Annotated in this window: 23 protein-coding genes and 1 pseudogene; 10 read left to right on the forward strand and 14 right to left on the reverse strand. The window is 73.2% G+C overall.

Annotation, left to right across the window (positions count from 1 at the left end; genetic code table 11):
• The first annotated feature begins 19 nt into the window (after positions 1–19).
• On the forward strand, positions 20–376 hold the full coding sequence (locus M2302_RS10755) for a YkvA family protein (protein WP_280837765.1): 357 nt from the start codon (positions 20–22) through the stop codon (positions 374–376).
• Positions 377–452: 76 nt separating this feature from the next.
• Positions 453–1,823, forward strand: a complete 1,371-nt coding sequence (locus M2302_RS10760; protein ID WP_280837766.1) for a cystathionine beta-synthase — start codon at positions 453–455, stop codon at positions 1,821–1,823.
• A 118-nt stretch (positions 1,824–1,941) separates the two neighbouring features.
• On the opposite strand, the gene M2302_RS10765 is transcribed toward M2302_RS10760, so the two are convergent.
• The 11 genes and pseudogenes from M2302_RS10765 to M2302_RS10815 form a co-directional block, all read right to left on the reverse strand.
• Complete coding sequence (locus M2302_RS10765; RefSeq protein WP_280837767.1) at positions 1,942–2,535, reverse strand: PDZ domain-containing protein; 594 nt, start codon at positions 2,533–2,535, stop codon at positions 1,942–1,944.
• An 80-nt stretch (positions 2,536–2,615) separates the two neighbouring features.
• Positions 2,616–2,891, reverse strand: a pseudogene (locus M2302_RS33095) (trypsin-like peptidase domain-containing protein); the annotation flags it as partial.
• 63 nt (positions 2,892–2,954) lie between these two features.
• Positions 2,955–3,464 carry a GNAT family N-acetyltransferase gene (locus tag M2302_RS10775; RefSeq protein WP_154939446.1) on the reverse strand — a complete coding sequence of 170 codons (510 nt, stop codon included), beginning with the start codon at positions 3,462–3,464 and terminating at the stop codon, positions 2,955–2,957.
• Positions 3,461–4,390 (reverse strand): ribonuclease Z, encoded by a 930-nt coding sequence (locus M2302_RS10780; protein WP_280837769.1) that lies wholly within the window; start codon positions 4,388–4,390, stop codon positions 3,461–3,463. The genes M2302_RS10775 and M2302_RS10780 overlap by 4 nt, the downstream gene beginning before the upstream one ends.
• Before the next feature lie 388 nt (positions 4,391–4,778).
• Positions 4,779–5,963, reverse strand: coding sequence for an osmoprotectant NAGGN system M42 family peptidase (locus M2302_RS10785; RefSeq protein WP_280837770.1), 1,185 nt, complete (start codon positions 5,961–5,963; stop codon positions 4,779–4,781).
• Complete coding sequence (ngg, locus tag M2302_RS10790) at positions 5,960–7,777, reverse strand: N-acetylglutaminylglutamine synthetase (RefSeq protein WP_280837771.1); 1,818 nt, start codon at positions 7,775–7,777, stop codon at positions 5,960–5,962. The genes M2302_RS10785 and ngg overlap by 4 nt, the downstream gene beginning before the upstream one ends.
• Before the next feature lie 2 nt (positions 7,778–7,779).
• Positions 7,780–9,564, reverse strand: a complete 1,785-nt coding sequence (locus M2302_RS10795; protein ID WP_280837772.1) for an N-acetylglutaminylglutamine amidotransferase — start codon at positions 9,562–9,564, stop codon at positions 7,780–7,782.
• Between the two features lie 203 nt (positions 9,565–9,767).
• Complete coding sequence (gene msrA / locus M2302_RS10800; protein WP_280837773.1) at positions 9,768–10,430, reverse strand: peptide-methionine (S)-S-oxide reductase MsrA; 663 nt, start codon at positions 10,428–10,430, stop codon at positions 9,768–9,770.
• Positions 10,431–10,504: 74 nt separating this feature from the next.
• On the reverse strand, positions 10,505–10,930 hold the full coding sequence (locus tag M2302_RS10805; RefSeq protein ID WP_280837774.1) for an HIT family protein: 426 nt from the start codon (positions 10,928–10,930) through the stop codon (positions 10,505–10,507).
• A 58-nt stretch (positions 10,931–10,988) separates the two neighbouring features.
• A complete protein-coding gene (locus M2302_RS10810) occupies positions 10,989–11,681 on the reverse strand; it encodes a nucleotidyl transferase AbiEii/AbiGii toxin family protein (RefSeq protein WP_280837775.1) in 693 nt (230 codons plus the stop codon).
• A 2-nt stretch (positions 11,682–11,683) separates the two neighbouring features.
• The gene (locus tag M2302_RS10815) at positions 11,684–12,010 is read right to left on the reverse strand and encodes a hypothetical protein (protein WP_280837776.1); all 327 of its coding nucleotides are present in this window, start codon (positions 12,008–12,010) and stop codon (positions 11,684–11,686) included.
• 94 nt (positions 12,011–12,104) lie between these two features.
• Between M2302_RS10815 and M2302_RS10820 the strand changes: the two genes are divergently transcribed.
• The 4 genes from M2302_RS10820 to ilvA are packed head-to-tail and all read left to right on the forward strand — an operon-like array spanning position 12,105 to position 16,906.
• A complete protein-coding gene (locus M2302_RS10820; RefSeq protein WP_280837777.1) occupies positions 12,105–13,244 on the forward strand; it encodes a cystathionine gamma-synthase in 1,140 nt (379 codons plus the stop codon).
• A gap of 16 nt (positions 13,245–13,260) precedes the next feature.
• The gene (locus M2302_RS10825; RefSeq protein WP_280837778.1) at positions 13,261–14,670 is read left to right on the forward strand and encodes an amidase family protein; all 1,410 of its coding nucleotides are present in this window, start codon (positions 13,261–13,263) and stop codon (positions 14,668–14,670) included.
• 11 nt (positions 14,671–14,681) lie between these two features.
• Positions 14,682–15,689 (forward strand): DUF4328 domain-containing protein, encoded by a 1,008-nt coding sequence (locus M2302_RS10830; protein ID WP_280837779.1) that lies wholly within the window; start codon positions 14,682–14,684, stop codon positions 15,687–15,689.
• The gene (gene ilvA, locus M2302_RS10835) at positions 15,686–16,906 is read left to right on the forward strand and encodes a threonine ammonia-lyase (RefSeq protein WP_280837780.1); all 1,221 of its coding nucleotides are present in this window, start codon (positions 15,686–15,688) and stop codon (positions 16,904–16,906) included. Before M2302_RS10830 ends, ilvA begins: the two co-directional genes overlap by 4 nt.
• A 75-nt stretch (positions 16,907–16,981) precedes the next feature.
• Here ilvA and greA read toward each other — a convergent pair whose 3' ends face one another.
• The gene (gene greA / locus M2302_RS10840; protein WP_154939421.1) at positions 16,982–17,482 is read right to left on the reverse strand and encodes a transcription elongation factor GreA; all 501 of its coding nucleotides are present in this window, start codon (positions 17,480–17,482) and stop codon (positions 16,982–16,984) included.
• 134 nt (positions 17,483–17,616) lie between these two features.
• Positions 17,617–18,051, reverse strand: coding sequence for a DUF4307 domain-containing protein (locus tag M2302_RS10845; protein WP_280837781.1), 435 nt, complete (start codon positions 18,049–18,051; stop codon positions 17,617–17,619).
• A gap of 190 nt (positions 18,052–18,241) precedes the next feature.
• Between M2302_RS10845 and mca the strand changes: the two genes are divergently transcribed.
• The 3 genes from mca to M2302_RS10860 all read left to right on the forward strand — a co-directional run bounded on the left by mca (position 18,242) and on the right by M2302_RS10860 (position 22,161).
• A complete protein-coding gene (gene mca / locus M2302_RS10850) occupies positions 18,242–19,123 on the forward strand; it encodes a mycothiol conjugate amidase Mca (protein WP_154939417.1) in 882 nt (293 codons plus the stop codon).
• A gap of 48 nt (positions 19,124–19,171) precedes the next feature.
• Positions 19,172–19,450 carry a hypothetical protein gene (locus M2302_RS10855; RefSeq protein ID WP_280837782.1) on the forward strand — a complete coding sequence of 93 codons (279 nt, stop codon included), beginning with the start codon at positions 19,172–19,174 and terminating at the stop codon, positions 19,448–19,450.
• Between the two features lie 179 nt (positions 19,451–19,629).
• Entirely contained in the window at positions 19,630–22,161 is a 2,532-nt protein-coding gene (locus tag M2302_RS10860) for a bifunctional diguanylate cyclase/phosphodiesterase (protein WP_280837783.1), read from the forward strand.
• A 107-nt stretch (positions 22,162–22,268) separates the two neighbouring features.
• On the opposite strand, the gene M2302_RS10865 is transcribed toward M2302_RS10860, so the two are convergent.
• Positions 22,269–23,300, reverse strand: coding sequence for a phosphatidylinositol-specific phospholipase C domain-containing protein (locus tag M2302_RS10865; protein ID WP_280837784.1), 1,032 nt, complete (start codon positions 23,298–23,300; stop codon positions 22,269–22,271).
• A gap of 134 nt (positions 23,301–23,434) precedes the next feature.
• Here M2302_RS10865 and M2302_RS10870 point away from each other — a divergent pair, with 134 nt between their 5' ends.
• Positions 23,435–23,596, forward strand: coding sequence for a DUF255 domain-containing protein (locus M2302_RS10870; RefSeq protein ID WP_280837785.1), 162 nt, complete (start codon positions 23,435–23,437; stop codon positions 23,594–23,596).
• Positions 23,597–23,619: the final 23 nt, after the last annotated feature.

A 23,619-nucleotide genomic window follows, 5' to 3' on the forward strand; every position in this document is an offset into this window, starting at 1 on the left:
CGGAAAGGGGTCGGACGAGATGAGCAAAACGTTGAAGCGGAGCGCGGCGTTCACCGCGCTGTTCCGGGCACTGGCGGCGGGCGCCCGGGGCGGGCCCTCGCTGGGCGCCCGGCTGGCCGCGCTGCCCCGGATGATCAGGGCGACCGCCCGGGGCGAGTACGACGGCGGCCTCCGGCTGGCCATGATGACGGCGGCGACGGCGTACGTGCTCTCGCCGGTGGACGTGGTGCCGGAGCTGTTCCTGACCATCTTCGGCCTGGTGGACGACGCGGTCATGGTCACCTGGCTGGCCGGCAGCGTGCTGGCGGAGACCGAGCGCTTCCTGGAGTGGGAGGCGCGTCGCAGCTCCGTCATCCCCGGGCAGATGATCCCCTGACGGCACGTACCCTGGGCGACGAACGAAACGTCTGCCCGGCCGCCGACGCCGGCGCCGCAACGAAGGGCACAACGAGGTGCAGTACTACGACAACGTCGTCGAGTTGATCGGCAACACCCCGCTGGTACGGCTGCGCAACGTCACCGAGGGCATTCAGGCCACCGTGCTGGCGAAGGTGGAGTACCTCAACCCGGGCGGATCGGTGAAGGACCGGATCGCGCTGCGGATGGTGGAGGACGCCGAGGCCGCGGGGATCCTCAAGCCGGGCGGCACCATCGTCGAGCCGACCAGCGGCAACACCGGCGTCGGGCTGGCCCTGGTGGCGCAGCTCAAGGGCTACAAGTGCGTCTTCGTCTGCCCGGACAAGGTCAGCCAGGACAAGCAGGACGTGCTGCGCGCGTACGGCGCCGAGGTGGTGGTCTGCCCGACCGCCGTCGCGCCGGAGGACCCGCGCTCCTACTACAACGTCTCCGACCGGCTGGCCCGGGAGATCCCCGGCGCCTGGAAGCCCAACCAGTACAGCAACCCGGCCAACCCGCGCTCGCACTACGAGACGACCGGCCCGGAGCTGTGGAAGCAGACCGAGGGCGGGCTCACCCACTTCGTGGCCGGCGTCGGCACCGGCGGCACCATCTCCGGCATCGGGCGCTACCTGAAGGAGGCCTCCGAGGGTCGGGTCAAGGTCATCGGGGCGGACCCGGAGGGTTCGGTCTACTCCGGCGGCACCGGCCGGCCGTACCTGGTCGAGGGCGTCGGTGAGGACTTCTGGCCGGAGACGTACGACCGGGGCGTCGCCGACGAGATCATCGAGGTGTCGGACAAGGCCTCGTTCGAGATGACCCGGCGGCTGGCCCGCGAGGAGGGGATGCTGGTCGGCGGCTCCTGCGGGATGGCCGTGGTGGCCGCCCTGGAGGTGGCCCGCAAGGCCGGTCCGGACGACGTCATCGTCGTGCTGCTGCCGGACAGCGGCAGGGGCTACCTGTCGAAGATCTTCAACGACAACTGGATGGCCCGGTACGGCTTCCTGGACAACTCGGGCACCGAGCCGACCGTCGCCGACGCGCTCGCCAGCAAGCCGGGCGGCCTGCCCGAGCTGGTGCACGTGCACCCCACCGAGACGGTCCGCGACGCGATCGACTACATGCGCGAGTACGGCGTCTCGCAGCTGCCGGTCCTCAAGGCCGAGCCGCCGGTGGTGACCGGCGAGGTGGCCGGCTCGATCGCCGAGAAGGACCTGCTCGACGCGCTCTTCACCGGGCAGGCGCACCTGCACGACACCATCGAGCGGCACATGGCCGAGCCGCTGCCGATGATCGGCGGCGGGCAGCCGGTGAGCGAGGCGGTCGGCCTGCTGGAGAAGTCCGACGCGGCGCTGGTGCTGGTCGACGGCAAGCCCAAGGGCGTGCTCACCCGGCAGGACCTGCTCGCCCACCTCGGCGCGCGCTGACCCGACGACGTACCGCGGGGCCTCCTCCTGTCGGGGGGAGGCCCCGCGTCGTCGTACCGGGCGTCGGCCACCTCGGCGTGATCGTCTGCTCGGCGGACTCCGACCGGGGCGGGACGGCTCAGCGGTCCAGCTCGGTCGGCACGGCGACCACGTCGACGAGGGCGCCCCGGCGCAGCACGGTCACCGGCAGCCGGGTGCCGATCGCCGGGCCGAGCATGAGCCGTTGCAGGCCCTGGCCGTCCCGGACCGGTCGCCCGCCGGCGGAGAGGATCACGTCACCGAGGTAGATCCCGGCCTGTCCGGCCGGGCTGCCCGGCACCACCTCGACCACCCGCAGGCCACGGCGCTGGCCGGTGCGCTCGGCCACCTCCGGCGGCAGCGGCACCGGGACGCCGGCCACCCCCAGCCAGGCCCGGCGCACCCGCCCGTCGGCGATGAGGTCGTCGACGATCTGCCGGGTGGTGGCGTTGATCGGCACGGCCAGCCCGAGGCCGTAGCCGGCGACGGCGGTGTTCACCCCGATCACCCGGCCGGCCGAGTCGGCCAGCGCGCCGCCGGAGTTGCCGGGGTTGAGCGCGGCGTCGGTCTGGATGACGTCCTCGATGAGTCGGGTGACCCGGCCGTCCCGGGCCGGCAGCGACCGGCCCAGGCCGGACACCACCCCGGCGGTGACCGAGCCGGCCAGCCCCATCGGGTTGCCGACCGCGACCACCAGCTGGCCGATCCGCAGGGTGTCCGCGTCGCCAGCTCCACCGGCGGCACGGTCGCCTCGTCCACCCGCAGCACCGCCAGGTCGGAGAGCGGATCCGCCCCGACCACCCGGAAGCGCGCCTCGGTGCCGTCGCCGAAGGCGGCCGAGCCGTCCCGGGCGCCCTGCACCACGTGGGCGCTGGTCAGCAGCAGGCCGTCGGTGCCCACGGTGATCGCGGAACCGGCGCCGGCCCCGCGCGCGGTCCGCACCGACAGGGCGGCCACGCTGGGCAGCACCCGGGCCGCCACGCCGGTGACCACCCGGGAGTACGCGTCGAGCGCGGCGTCCTCCGCCCGCTCGGTGTGATCGGTGTCCATGAACCCGGCAACGCCCTCGCATCGACGGGCATGCCCCGATCAGCTCAGAGCGAACGGGGCGGGTCAGAGCGGTCGGGCGTACCGGACCTGCGGGACGACGATCGGGCCGAAGTGCTCGTCGCGCCGGGTGCCCTCCGGCGTCCAGCCGCCGCGCTCGTAGAAGCGACGCGCGTCGAGGTTCTGCGCCAGCACCCAGAGCACCGCCCGGGACCAGCCGCGCGACCGCATGGCGTCCAGCGCGTCGACCATCAGTTCGCGGCCGGTGCCCCGGCCCCGCTCGTCGGGGTCGAGGTGGATGGCGTTGAGCAGGCCGGTGGCCGGATCGCCCTCGTCGTCCGGGCCCAGGTAGCTGAAGCCGACCAGCCGGCCGTCCCGCTCGGCCAGGGTCATCCGGTGGTCGTCACGCTCCCAGCCGAACCGCTCGACCCAGTACCGGCCCATCGCCTCGGCCGACGGGTCGGCCAGCGCCTCCGCCGGCAGGAACGAGGAGTACGCGGCCACCCGCGACCGCCGGTGCAGGGCCCCGACCGCCATCAGGTCGTCGACGGTGGCGGGGCGCAGCGTGAGGGTCATCCGGCCGAGGCTACCCGGCGGGGCGGGACCGGCACGGTGGTCAGGTCCTCGGCGATGACAAGGTCACCGGCGAAGTGCCTGCGGGCCTCGTCGGTGAAGCGGCGCAGGTCGCTGTACCGCTGGGAGAAGTGGGTGAGCACGAGCGTGCGTACCCCCGACTCGGTCGCCACCCGCGCGGCCTGAGCCGCGGTCAGGTGGCCGGCCTCGGCGGCCAGGGCGGTCTCCGACTCCAGGAAGGTCGACTCGATGACCAACAGGTCGGCGTCTTCGGCGAGGGCGTACACCGCGTCGCAGAGCGCGGTGTCCATCACGAAGGCGAACCGCTGGCCCGGTCGGGTCACGCTCACCTCGTCCCGGGTGACGCGCCGCCCGTCCAGGTCGAGGTGGCCGACGCGGAGCAGCTCCCCGACCGCCGGCCCGGCGATCCCGTACGCGGACAGCCGCTCCGGCAGCATCCGGCAGCCGTCCGGCTCCACCAGCCGGTAGCCGTACGTCTCGATGGAGTGCCGCAGCCGGCGGGCCTCCAGCGTGCCCCCGCGCACGCTTATCCGCTGCCCGTCCGCCTCGATCGGCTCGACGACCAGCTCGGCGGTCTCGTGGAAGGAGGTGGCGTGCCGCAGCCGGGCGAAGTACTCGGCGCCGCCGGCCGGGAAGTGCACCGCCACCGGGTGCGGCACCCGGTCCAGGGAGAGCCGCTGGACGATGCCGGGCAGACCGAGGCAGTGGTCGCCGTGGAAGTGGGTGACGCAGATCCGGGTCAGGTCGGTGGCGGTGACCCCGGTGTGCAGCAGCTGCCGCTGGGTGCCCTCGCCCGGGTCGAAGAGGATCACCTCGTCGTCCCAGCGCAGCACGTACCCGTTGTGGTTGCGCTGCCGGGTGGGGGCCTGGCTGGCCGTCCCGAGCACCACCAGCTCGCGCATGGACAAGGCGGCCTCCTCGCTGAGCTGACCGGTCCGGCCGGGCCGGACATGAAGCGACCCCCGGGGCTTCCGCGCTCGCGCGCGGGCCGGCTGGACTGGGCCGGCACCCCGGGGGTCGGGTGGCTGTCGTGGTTTCGCCGCACCGCTGCCACACGGTCTCGACGATGGTGCAGATGCCCGCCTCGCGGCGGACGGGGTTTTCACTGTCGAGGACAGCGGCTAGCGGACAGCCACCTCACGAGTCCGATTGCTATACAAGTCTGGACCACCTCCTTTCCCGTGTACGGCCACGCTATCCAGTCCCGCGGGGCACCGGCAACGGATTTCGATCACAGCCCGGACGGAAATACGTCGGCCCGCCCCACCCGCCGGCGGGCAACGGTCGCCGGCGGGATCAGGAGGCGTCGGCGATGCCGATCGGGCCCTCCCGGGGGCCCTCCTCGCTGGCCGGCTGCACCGCCAGCGACGGGAAGTCGGCCAGGTCGCCCTCGGGCTCGGCGTCCCACTCCGGGAAGACCAGGTCGCTCTGCAGGTAGAGGCAGAGCAGCTGGGTGAGGTGGCGCAGCCCGTCCAGGTGGGTGCGCTCGTGGCCGTGGGTGGCGTCCACGCCGAAGCCGAGCAGGGCCACCCGGGCGTGCGCGCCGGCCTCGACCGCCGCCGCCACGTCCGAGCGGTAGTAGTCGAAGACGTCCCGGACCAGGTCGACGCCGTGCTCGCGGGCGATCGAGGCGAGGTTGCGGGTCAGGTGGTAGTCGAACGGGCCCACCCCGTCGCCCATCGCCAGGGTGGCCGCATCCTCCCGGGACTGCTGGCCGGGGGCGACCACCGCCGCGTCCACCGAGACGATCTCGGCGACGTCCGGGTCGAGGCCGTGGCTGGCGCCGTGGCCGATCTCCTCGGTGACGGTGACCAGCAGGTGCGCGGTGACCGCCGGGGTGATCCCGGCGTCGACCATCGCCTTGAACGCGGTGAGCACGGCGGCCACGCCGGCCTTGTCGTCCAGGTGCCGCGACTTGACGTACCCGCTCGGGGTGATCGTCGGGTTGGGCAGGAACGCCACGAAGTCGCCCGCGTCGATGCCGAGCGCGCGCAGGCCGGTGATGTCGTCGACCCGCTCGTCGAGCCGTACCTCGACGTGCTCCCAGCCGACGCCCTGCACGTCGACGTCGTCGTTGTAGCGGTGCCCACTGGCCTTCAGCGGCAGCACCTGACCGGTGATCACCCGGTCCAGGTCGTCGGTGAAGACCCGGACGTGCGCGCCCTCGGCGAACCGGGCGCTGTGCGTACCGATGGTCTTCAGCTCCAGCCGGCCGTTCTCCTTGAGCCGCTTCACCATGCCGCCGATGGTGTCGGTGTGCACCACGATCGCCCGGTCGGCACCGGTCTGGCGGGGGCCGGGCAGGCAGGCGCTCAGCGCCCCGCGCCGGGTCAGCGTGGAGGAGATGCCCAGCGCGGAGAGCCGCTCGCCGACGTACTGCTGCACGTGGTCGGTACGCCCCGACGGGCTGGGGATCTCCAACAGCTCCAGCAGCACCTGGCGCAGGTAGTCCAGGTCGATTTCCAGTGGCTTCGGACTCACGCGGCGGCTCCCGGGCCGGCCGGGCTCCAGAGCCGCTGCGGGGCGCGGGTGCCGGGGAAGAGCAGGTCGACGAAGCGCTCAGCGGTCGGCTGCGGCTCATGGTTGGCCAGCCCGGGCCGCTCGTTGGCCTCGATGAAGACGTGTTCCGGCCGGTCCGGCGCCGGCACCAGCAGGTCCAGCCCGGTCACCGGGATGTCCAGCGCCCGGCTCGCCGCCACGCAGGCCTCGGCGATCGCCGGATGCAGCTCGGCGGTCACGTCGTGGATGGTGCCGCCGGTGTGCAGGTTGGCGGTCCGGCGTACGGCCAGCACCTCACCCTCGGGCAGCACGTCGTCCATCCGGTACCCGGCCTCCGCGACCACCTCGCGGGTCATCTCGTCGACCGGGATGCGGGACTCGCCCCCGGTGGCGGCGGCCCGGCGGCGGCTCTGCCGGTCGATCAGCGCGGCGATGTCGTGCACCCCGTCGCCGGTCACCTGCGCCGGCCGGCGGACGGCCGCGGCCACCACCTCGTGGTCGATCACGATCACCCGCAGGTCCTCGCCGTCGCGCAGCTCCTCGATCAGCACGTCCGGGCAGAACCGCCGGGCCAGCTCGACCGCCGCGGTCAGCGCCTCGGCGGTGCGCACGCCGACGGTGATGCCGTTGCCCTGCTCGCCCCGCGCCGGCTTGACCACCACCGGCCCGACGTCGGCGAGGAAGGCGAGGTCGTCCGGCCCGCCGGTGGCGGTCCGGCCGCGCGGCACGGACAGCCCCGCCTCGCTGAGGATCCGGCGGGTGACCCGCTTGTCGTCGCAGCGGCTCATCGCCACCGCCGAGGTCAGCTCGGACAGCGACTCGCGGGTGTGGATGGTCCGGCCGCCGTTGGTCAGCCGCAGTTCCCCCCAGCGCGGGTCGGTGACCTCCACCCGGATGCCGCGCCGCATCGCCTCGTCGGCGACGATCTTCGCGTACGGGTTGAGGTCGTCGTACCCGGCCGGGGTGGCGGGCAGGAAGAGCCGCTCGTTGATCGGGTTCTTCCGCTTCACGCAGAGCGTGGCGGTGCGATGGAAGCCGAGCCGCTCGTAGAGCCGGATCGCGCCGGAGTTCTCGGCGAGCACGGAGAGGTCGACGAAGGCCCGCCCCCGCTCGTCCAGCCGGTCGGCCAGCCCGGTCAGCAGCGCCTGGCCGGTGCCGGGCGGCGCGGTGTTGAAGTCGACGGTCAGGCACCAGAGACTGGCGCCGTTCTCCGGGTCGGCGAAGACCGCCACGTGGTCCACGCCGGTGATGGTGCCGACGATCTCGCCGGTGGCGGCCTCGGCGACCAGGTGCAGGAAGCGGTCGGTGCCGGCGTTGTCGACCAGCACGTCGACCGGCGCGGTGACCATGCCGTTGCGGGCGTAGATCCGGTTGACCGCGTCCGCGTCGTCGGCGTCGCGCAGCGGCCGGATCACCAGGCCGGGGATCTCTCCGTCGCCGTAGATGGCGGCCGGACGCCGCTGGCCCAGCGGCAGCCGGTAGGTCAGCGACGGGTCGATGAACAGCTCGTCCGGGAGCCGGGACACCAGCACGTGCGGGTCGCGCAGGTAGATGCAGATGTCCCGGGCGCCGGCCGCCTCGGAGCGCAGTACGTCCGCCACGGCCGCCTGGTCGGTGAAGGTCTGGCCGAAGACCAGCCGCCCCCAGCCGCAGTCCAGTACCACGCCGGCCCCGTGGGTGCTGTGCGGGCGGGGTGCCGGCGCGCCGGGCGCGACCGGGTCGCCGCCGGGGCCGATCCGCTCCCGGTGTCGGCCCGGCACCCGTTCCCGGTCGGTGGTCGTCACCGTGTCGGTCATGGTCAGTCGATCCCGTGGCTCTGGAGCCACATTTCCAGGAGTCCCAGCTGCCACAGCTTGTTTCCGTTCAACGGGGTCAGTTCGGCGTTCGGGTCGGCGAGCAGCGCGTCGACGTAGTCGGCGCGGAACAGGTCGCGGCGGCGGGCGGCGGGCGCGGAGAGCGCGTCGCGTACCCGGTCGAGCAGCTTGCCCTCCAGGTGGGTGAGGCCCGGCACCGGGAAGTAGCCCTTGGGCCGGTCGATCACCTCGTGCGGCAGGACCCGGCGGCCGATCTCCTTGAGCACGCCCTTGCCGCCCTGCGCCAGCTTCAGCTCGGGCGGGCAGCTCGCGGCCAGCTCCACGAACTCGTGGTCCAGGAACGGCACCCGGGCCTCCAGCCCGTGCGCCATGGTCATGTTGTCCACCCGCTTCACCGGGTCGTCGGTGAGCATGATCTGGGTGTCGATCCGCAGGCCGGCGTCGACCGCGGTCTGCGCGCCCGGCCGGGCCAGGTGCGCCGCCACGAACTCCCGCGCCGGGTCGCCGTCGGCCAGCCGGTCCGGGTTGAGCACCCGCGCCAGGCCGGCCGCGTCCCGGTCGAAGAACGCCTTGGCATACGTCTGCAGCGCCTGCTCCCGGTCGATGCCGGCCAGCGGCGGGTACCAGTGGTAGCCGCCCAGGATCTCGTCGGCGCCCTGCCCGGACTGGACCACCTTGACGTGCCGCGACACCTCCTGGCTGAGCAGGTAGAAGGCGACGCAGTCGTGGCTGACCATCGGCTCGCTCATCGCCGCGACGGCCGCCTCCAGCGGCGGCACCAGGTCGCCGGCGGCCACCTTGAGCTGGTGGTGGTCGGTGTCGAAGGTCTTCGCGATCAGATCGGAGTAGACGAACTCGTCGCCCTCCCGGCCGCCGACGGAGTCGAAGCCGATGGAGAAGGTGGACAGCCCGGACTGCCCCTCGCCGGCCAGCAGCGCGACCACCAGGCTGGAGTCCAGCCCGCCGGAGAGCAGGACGCCGACCGGGACGTCGGCGACCATCCGGCGGCGTACGGCGGTGGTCAGCGACTCCAGCAGGGCGTCCTGCCAGTCCTGCTCGGACCAGTCGGCCCGCTCGGCGGCCCGGGTGAAGGACGGGTCCCAGTAGACCCGCTCGTGGGTGCGGCCGTCGGGCTCGTAGACCCGGACGGTGGCCGGGGGCAGCTTCGTGACGCCGCGCAGGATGGTCCGCGGCGGCGGCACGATGCTGTGGAAGCTCAGGTAGTGGGCGAGCGCCACCGGGTCGATGGCGGTGTCCACGCCGCCGCCGGCCAGCAGCGCCGGCAGGGTGCTGGCGAAGCGCACCACGCCCGGCGTCTCGGCCAGGTAGAGCGGCTTGATGCCGAGCCGGTCGCGGGCCAGCACCAGCCGGCCGGTGTCCCGCTCGGTGATCGCCACGGCGAACATGCCGATCAGGTGGTCGACGAAGTCGAGCCCCCACTCGGCGTACGCCTTGACGACGACCTCGCTGTCGCCGGAGGAGAAGAAGCGGTGCCCCTTGGCCTGCAACTCCTCGCGCAGCTCGCGGTAGTTGTAGACGCATCCGTTGAAGACGCCGGTCAGGCCGGCGGCGGCGTCCACGATCGGTTGGCCGCTGGCCGCGGAGAGGTCGATGATCTTCAGGCGTCGATGTCCGAGCGCTGTCGGTCCCTGGGACCAGACCCCACTGTCGTCCGGGCCTCGGTCACTCATCGTGGCCGCCATGCGCTCCACGGCCGACACGTCGGCCCGTGAACCGTCACGGCGAAACTCTCCCGCAAGTCCGCACATGCGAGCCCATGCTGCCAGAGGTTGTTGCAGTTCGCCTGTTGAGACGATGACAGTCGGGTGACGCTTCGCTATCATGCGCCGCTACCCTCGGTAGCCACCGCCCCGGGCCGGCGGTTCCTGTGCTGCCAGCGACCTATGCCGGAAATGTGCCGGGCCTGCGGTGTGAGGAACACCGCAGGCCCGGTATCGGACATTCCGGTCGGTCAGCCGGTCGTACGGGCCACGCCGACCGGGCAGCTCAGCCCGTTGGGGCCGTGGTTGCAGTACCCGTTCGGGTTCTTCGTCGGAGCGAGGTACTGCTGGTGGTAGTCCTCGGCGAAGTAGTAGTTACCCAGCGGCGCGATCTCCGTGGTGATCTCGCCCTTGCCGGCCCGCGCCACGATCGGCGCGAACGCGTCCCGCGACGCCTCCGCGGTCGCCCGCTGCTCGTCGGTCGTCGTGTAGATCGCGGAGCGGTACTGGGTGCCCACGTCGTTGCCCTGGCGCATGCCCTGGGTCGGGTCGTGGTTCTCCCAGAAGACCTTGAGCAGGTCCTCGTAGCTGATCTTCGCCGGGTCGTAGACCACCTGAACCACCTCGGCGTGCCCGGTCATCCCCGAGCAGACCTCCTCGTACGTCGGGTTCGGCGTGGTGCCGCCCGCGTAGCCGGCGGAGGTGGTGATCACCCCGGGCAGGGTCCAGAACAGCCGCTCGGCACCCCAGAAACAGCCCATGCCGAAGACGGCGACCTGGGAACCCTCCGGGAACGGACCCTTCAGGGTCGACGGCAGCACCTCGTGCCGGTCACCGATCGGCATCGCGATCGGGCGACCCGGCAGGGCCTGGTCGGGGGTGGGCAGTTCGGCCTTCATGCGGCGCAGGAACACGGTGGATCTCCTCTCGTACCTCTCCCCGCCTGCAACACCGCCGGGCCCTGGTTCCTTACCCGGGCCTGGCGGAATCAGGCGGCGGCGGGCGGGAGGGCAGCGGCGACCCGGTCGGCGTACCCCTGCGCCTCGGCGTCGTCGGCGTAGCGGGTGCGCGGCCAGAAGAAGCCGCGCAGGCCGTCGCCCTTCGTCCGGGGCACCACGTGGGTGTGCAGGTGCGGGACCGACTGGGACACCCTGTTGTTCATCGCCACGAACGTCCCACCCGCCCCCAGACCGGACTCCACCGCCACCGCGAGCCGCTGGACCAGGCCGAAGTAGCCGGGCAGCGCCGGGGCCGGCAGGTCGGTGAGGGTGATCAGGTGGGTCCGGGGCACCACCAGCACGTGGCCCTTGAACACCGGCCGGGTGTCCAGGAAGGCAACCCCGTCCGGCTCGTCGGCCACCCGGAACGCCGGCACCTCGCCCGCCACGATCCCGCAGAACCCACACCCGCTCACCGACCCAGGCTAGGCCCTGGGTCAGCAGCCTGCCGGCCGCCAGAGCCTGCCTTCCCGGTCATGGCGATTCGAGGTAGCCGTCCCACTCGCTCTCGGTTACGCCCGTCGGCCCGGTCTCTCCGCCGGCCAGGCGGTACCTGATATCGGTCTCCCAGCGCGACGCCCAGGCGCGCAACTCGTGGATGTGCTCACCGGTGAGCCCGTACGACCCAAAGGTCTCGTCGTCCAGTTCATCAATGGCGCCCAGCCGGTCGGCCAACTCCTCCAGAGAGAAGCCGACCGTGTGCCGTGCGCCCAGCGCCTCCAACTCGGGCCAGCTCAGCCGGTCGTTGGCGGCGTGGATGTCGATGTAGTCGCGGTGGGCGGCCCGGTCGTGCAGCGCCCTGACCTTGAGGCCGATCGCGTCGTCGAAGGCGAGGACCGGCCCGATGCTCAGGGCCGCCGGTGGCCCGATCGCCTCCTTCAACAGATCCACCTCGCACGCCGTCGTCTCGCCCGACACCAGCAGCCGAGCCATCCGGTTGCCGGCCTCGATGACGCGGCAGCGGAATCCGGCGGCGACGTAGGCCTCCGCGAGCCGAGCCGCCACCGCCTGTAGCGGTAGGGCCGTCGCGGTCGCGAAGTCGATGTCCCTGGATGGTCGGCTGAGCAGGTTGTGCGCCGACAACGCGTAGCCGCCCGCGAGCACCAGCCCGAGATCGTCGCCGGCTGCAAAGCCGACACGCAGCAGACGCTGGTGCGCCTGATCCATGATCAGACGGCCAGCTCTGGTAGGCGGCGCTCCCAGAGCGCGATGAGACGACGGGCGGTGAGCCGTCGGATGCGTGGCCAGTCTCGGCGTAACAGTGCCGCGTTGACGTATCGGATGATGTCCTCGCGCTGGCCGCAGTCCATCAGCGTCCGGTAGAGCGTCAGCCGCTGTCGAGGATCGGCCACGTCGAATTCGCTCAGGCCCGACCAGGAGAGCCGCAATGGAAGGGTGACCCTGCCCTGGTCCGGGCCGGCCAGCAGCCCGAGGGACTCTGGAATCCGGTCAGCGACGCCGTTCATGCGGGACGGCAGCGGAGCGGTGTGCGTCACCGAGCAAGTATGTCCCACCCGTCCGACAGGCCGCCGCCGCGACCCGCGGCGGGTTCCGCCCACCCCGGTGGACCGGCGGACTAACGTCTCGGGAATGAGTCACGGCTTCGAGACGCTCGCCATCCACGCCGGCCAGGACCCCGAGGCCCGCACCGGCGCGGTGATCCCACCGATCTACCAGACCAGCACCTACGCCCAGGACGCCGTCGGCGCGCCTCGGCACGGCTACGAGTACAGCCGCTCCGGCAACCCCACCCGGGACGCGCTCCAGGAGTGCCTCGCCGCCCTGGAGGGCGGCCCCGTGGCGCTCGCCTTCGCCAGCGGCCTGGCCGCCGAGGACACCCTGCTGCGCACCGTCTGCAAGCCGGGCGACCACGTGGTGATCCCGGACGACGCGTACGGCGGCACCTACCGGCTCTTCGCCCGGGTCGCCGAGCGCTGGGGGCTGGACTACACCCCGGCCAAGGTCTCCGACACCGACGCCGTGCGGGCCGCCATGCGCGCCACCACGAAGATCGTCTGGGTGGAGACGCCGACCAACCCGCTGCTCGGCATCGCCGACATCGCCACGCTGGCCGCCGTCGCGCACGACGCCGGGGCGCTGCTGGCGGTCGACAACACCTTCGCCTCGCCGTACCTGCAGCAGCCGATCGCGCACGGCGCGGACGTGGTGGTCCACTCGACCACCAAGTACATCGGCGGACACTCCGACGTGGTGGGTGGCGCGCTGATCGCCGCCGACGCCGGCCTCGGCGACGAGCTGCGCTACCACCAGAACGCGATGGGCGCGATCAACGGGCCGTTCGACGCCTGGCTGACCCTGCGCGGCATCAAGACCCTCGGGGTACGCATGGACCGGCACTGCGACAACGCCGAGCGGATCGCCGCGTACCTGGACGGCCACGCCAAGGTCGCTGAGGTGATCTACCCGGGCCTGCCCTCGCACGCCGGTCACGAGGTGGCCGCGAAGCAGATGCGCCGGTTCGGCGGCATGATCTCCTTCCGCGCCACCGGTGGCGAGGAGCACGCCGTGGAGATCTGCAACCGGGCCAAGCTCTTCGTGCTCGCCGAGTCGCTCGGCGGCGTCGAGTCCCTGATCGAGCACCCGGGCCGGATGACACACGCAAGTGCTGCCGGCTCGCCGCTTGAAGTTCCCGGCGATCTCGTGCGACTGTCTGTCGGCATCGAGACGGTCGACGACCTGCTCGCCGATCTGGAGCAGGCGCTGGGCTGACCGCTGGCTGGGAGGGGTGGCCGTGCAGGACATCATGCCGACCTGGATCGGAGCGACCGCCAAGCAGATCGCCCGGGGCGTACGCCGGGGCGACGTCTCGGCCACCCAGGTCGTCGCCGACCACCTGGACCACATCGCCCGGGTCGACGCCGACCTCGCCGCGTTCCGCACGGTACGCGGCGGGGAGGCGATCACCGAGGCGGAGAAGGTCGACGAGCAGGAGGACCTGGCCAACCTGCCGCTGGCCGGGGTCCCGGTGGCGGTCAAGGAGAACACCGCCGTCGCCGGCGTACCCACCTGGAACGGCTCGGCCGCCTGCCGTACCCCGGTCGCCGAGGCCGACCACGAGGTGGTCCGGCGGCTGCGCGGCGCCGGCGCGGTGATCCTCGGGCTGACCCGGATGCCGGAGCTGGGCCTCTGGGCCCTCACCGACGACGAGTCCGGGATCACCCGCAACCCGTGGGACACCCGCCGCACCCCCGGCGGCTCCTCCGGCGGCGCCGCCGCCGCGGTGGCCGCCGGGCTGGTGCCGATCGCGCACGCCAACGACGGGCTCGGCTCGATCCGGATCCCGGCGGCCTGCTGCGGCCTGGTCGGCCTGAAGCCGGGCCGGGGCGTGATCCCCGCCCAGCTCGGCGCGGAGGACTGGTTCGGCCTCACCGAGCACGGGATGCTCACCACCACCGTGGCGGACGCCGCGGTCGGCTTCCAGGTGCTCGCCGGGCGCCGGGCCGACAAGCTGGTCCCGCCGCCGCGGCTGCGGGTCGGCGTCTCGCTGCGCTCCCCGGTGCGCGGCGTCTCGCCGGACGCGCCCAACCGGGACGCGGTGGCCGCCGCCGGCCGGCTGCTCGCCGCCGCCGGCCACGACACCGTCCCCGCCGACCCGGTCTACCCGACCGCGCTCGGCCTCCAGGGCATCGCGACCTGGTTCGCCGCGGCCGCCACCGAGGTGCGCGCCGCCGGGATCGCCCGGCGTGACCTCCAGCGGCGCAGCCGCCGGCACGTCGCGCTCGGCGAGTGGGCGCAGCGGCGGGGGTACGTCCGGGAGGCCGACCGGGCCGCCTGGCGCGAACGCTCGATCAACTTCTTCACCGACCACTCGGTCGACCTGCTGCTCACCCCGGCGCTGGCCGGCCCGCCGCCGGAGGCCGCCGCCTGGTCCAGCCGGTCGTGGGTGGCCAACATGAAGGCCAACATCCGGTACGCCCCGTACGCGGCGCCCTGGAACATCGCCGGCCTGCCGGCCATCGTGGTGCCGGTCGGCCGGCGCCCGGACGGCCTGCCCGTCGGCGCGCAGCTGATCGGCCCGCCCGGCTCGGAGCTGCTGCTGCTCTCCGTCGCCGGGCAGTTCGAGATGCAGGCGCCGTGGACCCGGCACGCCCCCGGCTATCCGCGGGTCGAAACGGGGTCACCGGCCGCCGCATGATCGTCTAGCGTGTGCGCGCACCCCCTCGCCGCACCCCCTGGACGGTCCCCATGCTCTGCCAGACCTGCGGGGATGCCACGTCCCCGAGCTTCGACGAGTGCCAGAACTGCTACACGCCGCTCGGACAGCCGGCCGTCACGCCGGGGCTGGCGACCCACGCCGTGCGCGGCATCGGCCTGGCCGCCTCGATCGCGGTCGGCGTGACCGCCGCGTTCTACCTGCTGTCCGCGCTCGCCCCGGTGGCCGGGATCGTGCTGGCGAGGCAGGCCGAGCGCGACGGCGACAGCGACGTGCTCTTCGGGGCCATGCTGTTCGAGGTCGCGGTGAGCCTGCCGTTCGTGGTGGCCTACCTGACCGCCGCTGTCCTGGTCATCATCTGGACCTGGCGGGCGCGCAAGAACATCGACGCCTTCCCCGGCGCGCTGCCCGTCCTCGGTCAGGGTTGGGCGATCGCCGGCTGGCTGGTGCCGTTCGCGAACTTCGTGGTGCCCGTCCGGGTGGTGGCCAACATCGCCCGGGACAGCCTCTGGCGCCGGAGCACCCCGTGGCTGGTCGTCGGCTGGTGGGCGGCGTGGCTGGTCTTCAGCGTCGGCGAGCGGCTGTTCAGCCGCAAGAACGACCTCGAGTACACCCAGCTCCCCGAGACGGCCGTCGACCCCGCTGACTTCCAGGCGTACGTGGACTACTACCAGGGCGCCCTCGGCCGCAACGCGATCCCGGCGATCGCCTGCGTGGTGGCCGCCGCGTCGTTCATCGTGCTGATCCGGAAGATCTCCGCCGCCCAGCAGGACCGGATCGCCCGCGCCACCCCGGCCTGGCCGTACGCTACGGGGACCCCGGTGCCCGGCGGGTTCGCCCCCGGCACGCCGGCACCGGCCGGCGCGCCCGGCACGTTCGCCCCGCCGCAGCTGCAGCCGCAGCCGGTGGCCGCGCCCGCGCCCGCGCCGCAGGCCTCGGCCGACACGCCCCCGGCGTCGCCGCAGGTTCCCCCGGTGCCGGATGGCACGATCGGGGCATGACGGAACTGGTCGGTCTCGCCGACGTACGGGCCGCGCGGGAACTGCTCGCCGGCGTCACCCGCACCACCCCGCTGGAGCCCTCCCGGCCGCTGAGCGCCAAGCTGGGCGGCCCGGCGTGGCTGAAGTGCGAGAACGTGCAGCGCGCCGGGTCGTACAAGGTGCGCGGCGCGTACGTGCGGATCTCCCGGCTGAGCGAGGAGGAGCGCGCCCGGGGCGTGGTCGCGGCCAGCGCCGGCAACCACGCCCAGGGCGTCGCCCTCGCCGCCGGCCTGGTGGGCGCCCACGCCACCGTGTTCATGCCGGTGAACGCGCCGCTGCCGAAGGTGGCCGCCACCAAGGGGTACGGCGCGCAGATCGAACTGGTCGGCAACACCGTCGACGAGTCCCTGGTGGCGGCGCAGACCTACGCCGAGCGGACCGGCGCGGTGCTGATCCACCCGTTCGACCACCCCGACGTGATCGCCGGTCAGGGCACCGTGGCGCTGGAGATCCTCGAACAGTGCCCCGACGTGAAGACGATCATCACCGGGGTCGGCGGCGGTGGCCTGATCTCGGGCATGGCGGTGGCGGCCAAGGCGCTGCGCCCCGACGTACGGGTGGTCGGGGTGCAGGCGGCCAGCGCGGCGGCCTTCCCGCCCTCGCTGATCGCCGGCGAGCCGGTACGCCTGCCGTCCTTCGCCACCATCGCCGACGGGATCGCGGTCGGCCGGCCGGGGGAGATCACCTTCACCCACGTCCGCAAGCTGGTCGACGAGATCGTCACGGTCTCCGAGGAGGACATCTCCCGGGCGCTGCTGATGCTGCTCGAGCGCGGCAAGCAGGTGGTCGAGCCGGCCGGCGCGGTGGGCGTGGCCGCGCTGCTGGCCGGGGTCGTCGAGGTGGAGGCGCCGGTGGTCGCGGTGCTCTCCGGCGGCAACATCGACCCGCTGCTGATGCTGCGGGTGATCGAGCACGGCCTGGCCGCGGCCGGGCGCTACCTGCGGGTGACGGTGCGCTGTTCGGACCGGCCCGGTCAGCTCGCCTCGCTGCTCACCGAGATCGCCGAGCACCGGGCGAACGTGGTCGACGTGGAGCACCAGCGGGCCAACCCGCACCTGCGCCTCGGCGAGGTCGAGGTGGCGCTGTCGGTGGAGACCCGGGGCGTCGAGCACTCCGACACGCTGATCAGCGCCCTGCGGGCCAGCGGCTACCAGGTGGTCTTCGCGGCCGAGGCGTGACACCGGCGACGGTGCCACGCCTCGGGGCGTACGCGATGGGGAACCGCCGGGTCCGCGGACCCGGCGGGGCCGGACTCAGCCGGAGAACGGCTCGAAGCTGACCACGGTCACCTTGATGTCGGCGCCGCTCGGCGCCGTGTAGGTGCAGGTCTGGCCGGGGCGACCGCCCAGGATCGCCTTGCCGAGCGCCGACTCCGGGCTGTAGACCGTCAGGTCGGTGGTGGAGGCGATCTCCCGCGAGCCGAGCAGGAACGTCTCGGTGTCGTCCTGGTCGTCGTCGAAGTAGATCGTCACGACCATGCCGGGCGACACCGAGTCGGCGGTCGGCGCCTCGCCGACCTTGGCGGTGCGCAGCAGCTCCTTGAGGTAGAGGATGCGCCCCTCGGCCTTGCCCTGCTCCTCGCGGGCGGCGTGGTAGCCACCGTTCTCCCGCAGGTCGCCTTCCTCGCGCCGGGCGTTGATCTCGGCGGCGATGACCGGCCGGTTGGCGATGTGCTGGTCGAGCTCGGCCTTCAGGCGGTCGTACGCGTCCTGGGACAGCCAGGTGGCGGGCGCCTCGTTGTCATTGGTGGACACAGGCGTACTCCTCGATCGTGCGGAACTGGCTGACAGGTGAATTACCAAGTTACCAGTGCGGCACACCCGCGGGTGTCGTCGATCACCCCCGGCACCGGTACCCGACCCTGGTCCGGGACGTCCGCGTCGGCGGGTCAGCCGGCGGGTCGGCAGCGGAGGACCTCGCCGATGAAGGGCCGCGCGGTGGTGGCGATCCGGTGCTGGGCGGTGAGCTGCCGTGCGCCGGGCCGCGCGCTCACCGCGACCTCGTCCCGACCCACCTCGGCGCCGTCGTGGGAGCGGGCCCGCAGCACGCACACCGCGGAGCCGCCCTCGGGCAGGGTGACCCGGAAGTCGACCCGCACCCCGGTGTCGGTGACGTCGGTGTAGGTGATCACCTCGGCGTCGTACGCCGGGTCGCCGTACCGGGCGTAGAGCTGCGTCGCGACCAGGGCCAGCCCGGCGACCAGGGCGGCCGCCAGCAGCCAGACCAGCAGCGGCCGGCGGCGGCCCGGCTCGCGGCGGCGGCCGTACCGTCCGGGCGGGAACGCGGGCGCGCCCGGGGTGATTGTGGCGTGCGTCTCGGTCACCGGCGGGTATCTCCTGGCGTTGTTGTCGGAAGCATCGGCAAGAATGGGAGAGTTCCACGCTCCCAAGCCCGTCCTGTCGTCAAGGATGACAGGTCGGCGCCGGCAGGGTCCGGCACGGGGGAGGATTCCGGCAGGTCAGCCGGGCGGCCCGGGGTGGGCCGTCGGCCGGCACAGACGAGGAGCGCCCACAGTGGCAGAGCAACTGCGTCTCATGGCGGTGCACGCGCACCCCGACGACGAGTCGAGCAAGGGCGCCGCGACCATGGCGAAGTACGTCGCGGAGGGTGTCGACGTCCTGGTCGTGACGTGCACCGGCGGCGAGCGCGGCAGCGTGCTCAACCCGAAGATGGACCGGCCCGACGTCTGGGCCAACATCGGCGAGATCCGCCGCGCCGAGATGGACGCCGCCCGGGCGATCCTCGGCGTCGAGCAGGCCTGGCTCGGCTTCGTCGACTCGGGGCTGCCCGAGGGCGACCCGCTGCCGCCGCTGCCCGAGGGCTGCTTCGCCCTGGAGGACGTCGAGGTCGCCGCGGGTCCGCTGGTGCGGCTGATGCGCGAGTTCCGTCCGCACGTCGTCACCACGTACGACGAGGAGGGCGGCTACCCGCACCCCGACCACATCATGACCCACAAGGTGAGCGTGGCCGCCTTCGAGGCGGCCGGCGACCCGGAGCGCTACCCGGAGCTCGGCGAGCCCTGGCAGCCGCTCAAGCTCTACTACGACATCGGCTTCTCCAAGGGCAAGATCATGGCGCTGCACGAGGGCATGCTCGCCGCCGGCCTGGCCTCCCCCTACGAGGAGTGGCTCAAGCGCTGGGACGATCGTCCCGACAAGGGCCCGCGGATCACCACCCGGGTGGAGTGCGCCGACTACTTCCCGGTCCGCGACGACGCGCTGCGCGCCCACGCCACCCAGATCGACCCGGACGGCTTCTGGTTCCACGTCCCGATGGAGCTGCAGCGGCACGCCTGGCCCACGGAGGACTTCCAGCTGGTCCGCTCGCTGGTCGACAGCCCGCTGCCCGAGTCGGACCTCTTCGCCGGGGTGCGCGAGACGGCCCATGCCCGCTGACCGGGCGGGGAGCTACGCTGAAACCCCACCGCACATCGGAGAAACACCATGCTGACCGCCGCTGCACAGGTGCTCGCGGAGAACAACTTCGGTGACACCCGCACGGGTGGTCTGGCCGGGCCGATGGGCCTCTTCCTCATCCTGCTCCTGGCCGCCGCCACCATCCTGCTGATCCGCAACATGAACGCCCGGCTGCGCCGGCTGCCCGACCGGTTCCCCACCCAGGGGCAGGCCGACACGTCGGCCACCGATCCGGCGGGCGGGACCTCGACGCAGGAATCACGCACGGACACCCCCAACGGCCACCAGCAGCACCGAAACGGCTAGTCGGAGCGTGATTCACGCCGATCCGGGTCGTCAGCCCCTGTTGCGACCACCCGGATTGGCTTAGCCTTCCGCCGGGGGGACCGAAAAGTCCCTGAGCCGTGCGCGGGAGGGGGCGCCATGACCGTCGCAGCAGCGTCCGTCCCGGGCATCCCCCGTGTGCCGGCGGACGGAGTGGGCCGGTGACGTCCGGCCGGGCCGGCGACCACGTCGACCGGCCCGATCCGGGCGGCACGCCGCCACGGGTGCTCCTGCTGATCACCGCCGTCACGCTGACCGCCTTCACGGCGGTCCTGATCGGCCTGACCGTCCCCGTGACGCTGCCGCCGGACGATTCTCTTCCCGCCGCCGCGCGGTTCGGCATCGCCCTCGCCGCGTTCGCGGTCGCCCAACTGGCCCGGCTGAGGTTCCGCACCGCCACCGGCATGGTCAGCATCACCTGGGGCGAGGCCGCGCTGATCGTCTGCCTCTACCTCGTACCGGCCGGGTGGCTGCCGGCCGCGGCGCTGCTCGGCACCGGGCTGGCCTGGACCGGGATGTCCCTGGCCGTCGACCGCCGGCCCCCGCTCGAGGTGCTGCGGATCGCCGCCTCGCTGACCGCCGCCACCGCGCTCGCCGTCGCGGTCGCCACCGCGCTCGGCGCGCCGCTGCTGGCCGCGCCCACCCCCGGGCTCGCCCTCGCCCTGATCGCCGGCTCGGTGACCTACCTGCTCGCCACCGCCTGTCTCGGCGGCGCCACCCTGGCGCTGCGGCACGGCGTCGCCATCGGCCCGCCGGTGCTCGCCGCGCTCCGGGGCAAGCTGCTGATGTTCGTCGGCAACGTCGCGGTCGGCCTGGTCGTGGTCGCCCTGGTGGAGATCGACGCCCGCTGGCTGCTGCTGCTCCCGCCGCTGCTCTGGCTGCTCCAGCAGACCTACCGGCACCGGCTCCGGGCCGACCAGGAACGACGGGACTGGCGGACCTTCGCGGAGGCGACCGCCGCGCTCAACCAGCTCGACGAGCGCGGGGTGGCCACCGCCGCGGTGACCGGTGCGCTGACCCTTTTCGGCGCGGAGCTGGTCGACGTCGACGTGGCCCGGGGCGACGGCCGCTGGCGCCGGTACCGGGGGGACGCCTCCGGCCAGGTGCGCGACCGCGAGGTCGGGCCGCCCGCCCGGCCGTCCACCGCGGAGCACGAGCTGGTCCGCCCGCTGACCGTCGGCGACGTCGAGGTCGGCGAGCTACGGGTCCGCTTCCCCGCCACCGCGCCACCGAGTGCCCGCGAGCGGGACGCCGTGGCCGCCTTCTCCGACGCCCTCGCCGCCGCGCTGCACGACGCGGCCACCCATCGGGAGCTGCGGCTGGTCAGCGCGCGGTCGTCGTACGAGGCGGTGCACGACGCGCTGACCGGGCTGGTGAACCGGGCGGCCATGCTCAGCAAGGGCGACCAGGCGCTGCGGCAGCTCGGCCACGACCACCCGGTGGCGCTGCTGCTGCTCGACATCAACCAGTTCAAAGAGGTCAACGACACCCTCGGGCACGCGGCCGGCGACCAGCTGCTGCGGCTCACCGCCAACCGGCTCGGCACCCTCGCCCGCCCGGGCGACCTGCTGGGGCGCCTCGGCGGGGACGAGTTCGCCCTGCTGCTGACGTCGGTCCCGGTGATCGGCGACCGGTCCGCGCCGATGGCGTACGCGCTGCGCCAGGCCCGGGAGATCGCCGAGCGGCTGGCCGCGCCGACCGAGGTGGCCGGGGTGCGGATGTCCGTGGAGGTGTCGGTGGGGGTGGTGGTGGCCGGGGCGGGCACCGCCGACCTGACCGAGCTGCTGCGCCGGGCCGATATCGCCATGTACCAGGCCAAGGAGGGCGGCGGCAGCGTCGCCACGTACGACAGCGCCCGGGACGCCGCGAGCACCGACCAGCTGGCGCTGCTGGCGGAGCTGCGGGAGGCGCTGCAGACCGACGACCAGTTGGTGCTGGCCCTGCAACCGGCGGTCGACCTGGCCACCGGCGCCCCGACCGGGGTGGAGGCGCTGATCCGCTGGCGGCACCCCCGCCGCGGCTGGCTTTGCCCGGTCGACTTCATCCGCCCGGTGGAGAACAGCGAGCAGCTCGGCGCCTTCACCCGGTACGTGCTGGACAAGGCGCTCGCGGTGGCGGCCGACTGGGCCCGGGAGGGCCTGGACGTGCCGATCTCGGTGAACCTGTCGGCCCGTAGCCTGCTCGACCCCAGGCTGCCGGCCGAGATCGCCGACGCGCTGCGCCGCCACCAGGTGCCGCCGCACCGGTTGGTCCTGGAGATCACCGAGACGGTGGTGATGAGCGAGCTGGAGGTGATCGACGAGGTGCTGGCCACGGTCCGCGCGATGGGCGTGCAGCTCGCCGTCGACGACTTCGGCACCGGCTTCTCGTCGCTGACCTTCCTGACCCGGATCGCGGTCGACGAGCTCAAGGTGGACCGCTCGTTCGTGATCCGGATGGCCGAGTCGCCGGAGGCCGCGGCGATCGTCCGGACCACCGTCGGGCTCGCTCACGAGCTGGGGCTGCGGGTGGTGGCGGAGGGGGTGGAGACCGCCGAGCAGCGGCTCGCCCTGGCCGAGTTGGGCTGCACCGCCGCCCAGGGCTACCACTTCTTCAAGCCGATGCCGGCCGACAAGATCGGCGCGGTGCTCGGCACGCTGCGCGAGTCGGCCGAGTCGAACGTCTTCCCGCTGCGCGCCGACGGCGCCTCCTGACCCACCGTCCGCTCACGGGATGCGGCGTGTCGCGGTGTCCGGGCGGCGGGACACCCCGACACGCCGCAAACCGGGGCCAGGGCCGCGGGCAGCGGCCCGGCGGCGGGTCAGGCGCGGGGGAGGACCTCGCCGACGACGGTCGGCAGCCCCGCCCAGTCGGCGGAGACGATGCTGGCGTGCGCCGCGGCCAGTTGGGCGACCCGGGCCCGGGCGGCGTCCGGGTCGGTGTTCCCCACCTTCGGCGGCACGTTCTGCGCGTCGGTCATCACCAGCAGGTAGTGGTTGGTGGCGTACCAGGAGGTGTCGATGCCGCCGCCGGCGTACGCGCTCGCATCGCCGTCGAAGACGACGAACCACGGCCGCAGGCCCACCTCGGTGTAGCGGGTGCGCGGATCGCCGGCCTGGGCGTTGTGCACGGCGGGGAACGCCTGGGCCCGGGCGAGGGTGCCGGCCGATGCCAGGCCGGCGAGGTGACGGGCGTACTCGACGTCGGTGCGGAGCGTGTCGGTGGGATTGCCCTCCTCCACGGTGCCCGGGATCAGCTCCACGAGCACCTTGCCGGCGAGCTGCTGGCGGGTCGGCCAGGCGTCGGCCCGGGCGGCGGCGTCCAGCGAGGCGTACCCGCCGCGCAGGTCGACCGGGCGGAAGACCCGGTCCCCGAGCCGGGCGGCGAGCAGTGCGTCGAGCTGGACCGGCCCCTGCCCGGTACGGGCGCTGAAGCCGGTCTTCAGCTCCAGCTTGAGCTGCACCGGCCCGGCGTCGGGGTGGGCGCCCAGCCAGAGCTGGATGTCGTCCAGGCAGTGTTCGAGGTTCTTGTTGCGGGTGCCGGTGTAGAGCTGCGCGGCGCTGGTGGCGGCGACGCAGTTGTTGTCGTTGCCGAGCGGGTTGGAGTGGCTGACCCGCCACTGGCGCGTGATCACGTCCGGCCAGACGTCCAGCTCGATCATCCCGGGCCGGGCGTCGAGCGCCTGCGCCAGGTAGGTGTAGGTGCCGCGCTCGTACGCGTTGTGGGTGCCGACGGCCGTGGTCCCGGAGATCCGGGTGGCGGGGTCCACGGCGGCGGCCGCGGGTTGTCCGGTGAGGACGACCGCGAGCACCGCGACCGAGGTGAGTACGGACAGACGACGGGATCCGCGCATGCGTGCCTCCTCGCGAGGCCGGCGACGATCGCCAGCATGCACAGATATAAATAGATGAAAGTGAACTACGGAAGGCCCCGTGATTGCCGCCGGTCCGACCGGCGCGGGCCCGCCCGGCTGGATATGGTCGTCGGGTGAACCGACTCGCCGACGCGACCTCGCCGTACCTGCTCCAGCACGCCGACAACCCGGTCGACTGGTGGCCCTGGAGCGCCGAGGCGTTCGCGGAGGCGAAGCGGCGGGACGTGCCGGTGCTGATCTCGGTCGGCTACGCCGCCTGCCACTGGTGTCAGTGAACATGTAAACCCAGTAGCTCGCT

The sequence above is a fragment of the Micromonospora sp. A200 genome (assembly GCF_029893845.1).
In the GTDB taxonomy this organism is placed as follows: domain Bacteria; phylum Actinomycetota; class Actinomycetes; order Mycobacteriales; family Micromonosporaceae; genus Micromonospora; species Micromonospora purpureochromogenes.

Excerpts from the sequence above, each read along its gene's own strand:
- ilvA (WP_280837780.1), top strand. The coding sequence starts at position 15,686 with ATGACGGAACTGGTCGGTCTCGCCGACGTACGGGCCGCGCGGGAACTG.
- M2302_RS10795 (WP_280837772.1), bottom strand. The coding sequence starts at position 9,564 with ATGTGCGGACTTGCGGGAGAGTTTCGCCGTGACGGTTCACGGGCCGAC.
- M2302_RS10855 (WP_280837782.1), top strand. The coding sequence starts at position 19,172 with ATGCTGACCGCCGCTGCACAGGTGCTCGCGGAGAACAACTTCGGTGAC.
- M2302_RS10810 (WP_280837775.1), bottom strand. The coding sequence starts at position 11,681 with ATGGATCAGGCGCACCAGCGTCTGCTGCGTGTCGGCTTTGCAGCCGGC.
- M2302_RS10775 (WP_154939446.1), bottom strand. The coding sequence starts at position 3,464 with ATGACCCTCACGCTGCGCCCCGCCACCGTCGACGACCTGATGGCGGTC.
- M2302_RS10755 (WP_280837765.1), top strand. The coding sequence starts at position 20 with ATGAGCAAAACGTTGAAGCGGAGCGCGGCGTTCACCGCGCTGTTCCGG.
- M2302_RS10865 (WP_280837784.1), bottom strand. The coding sequence starts at position 23,300 with ATGCGCGGATCCCGTCGTCTGTCCGTACTCACCTCGGTCGCGGTGCTC.
- M2302_RS10820 (WP_280837777.1), top strand. The coding sequence starts at position 12,105 with ATGAGTCACGGCTTCGAGACGCTCGCCATCCACGCCGGCCAGGACCCC.
- ngg (WP_280837771.1), bottom strand. The coding sequence starts at position 7,777 with ATGACCGACACGGTGACGACCACCGACCGGGAACGGGTGCCGGGCCGA.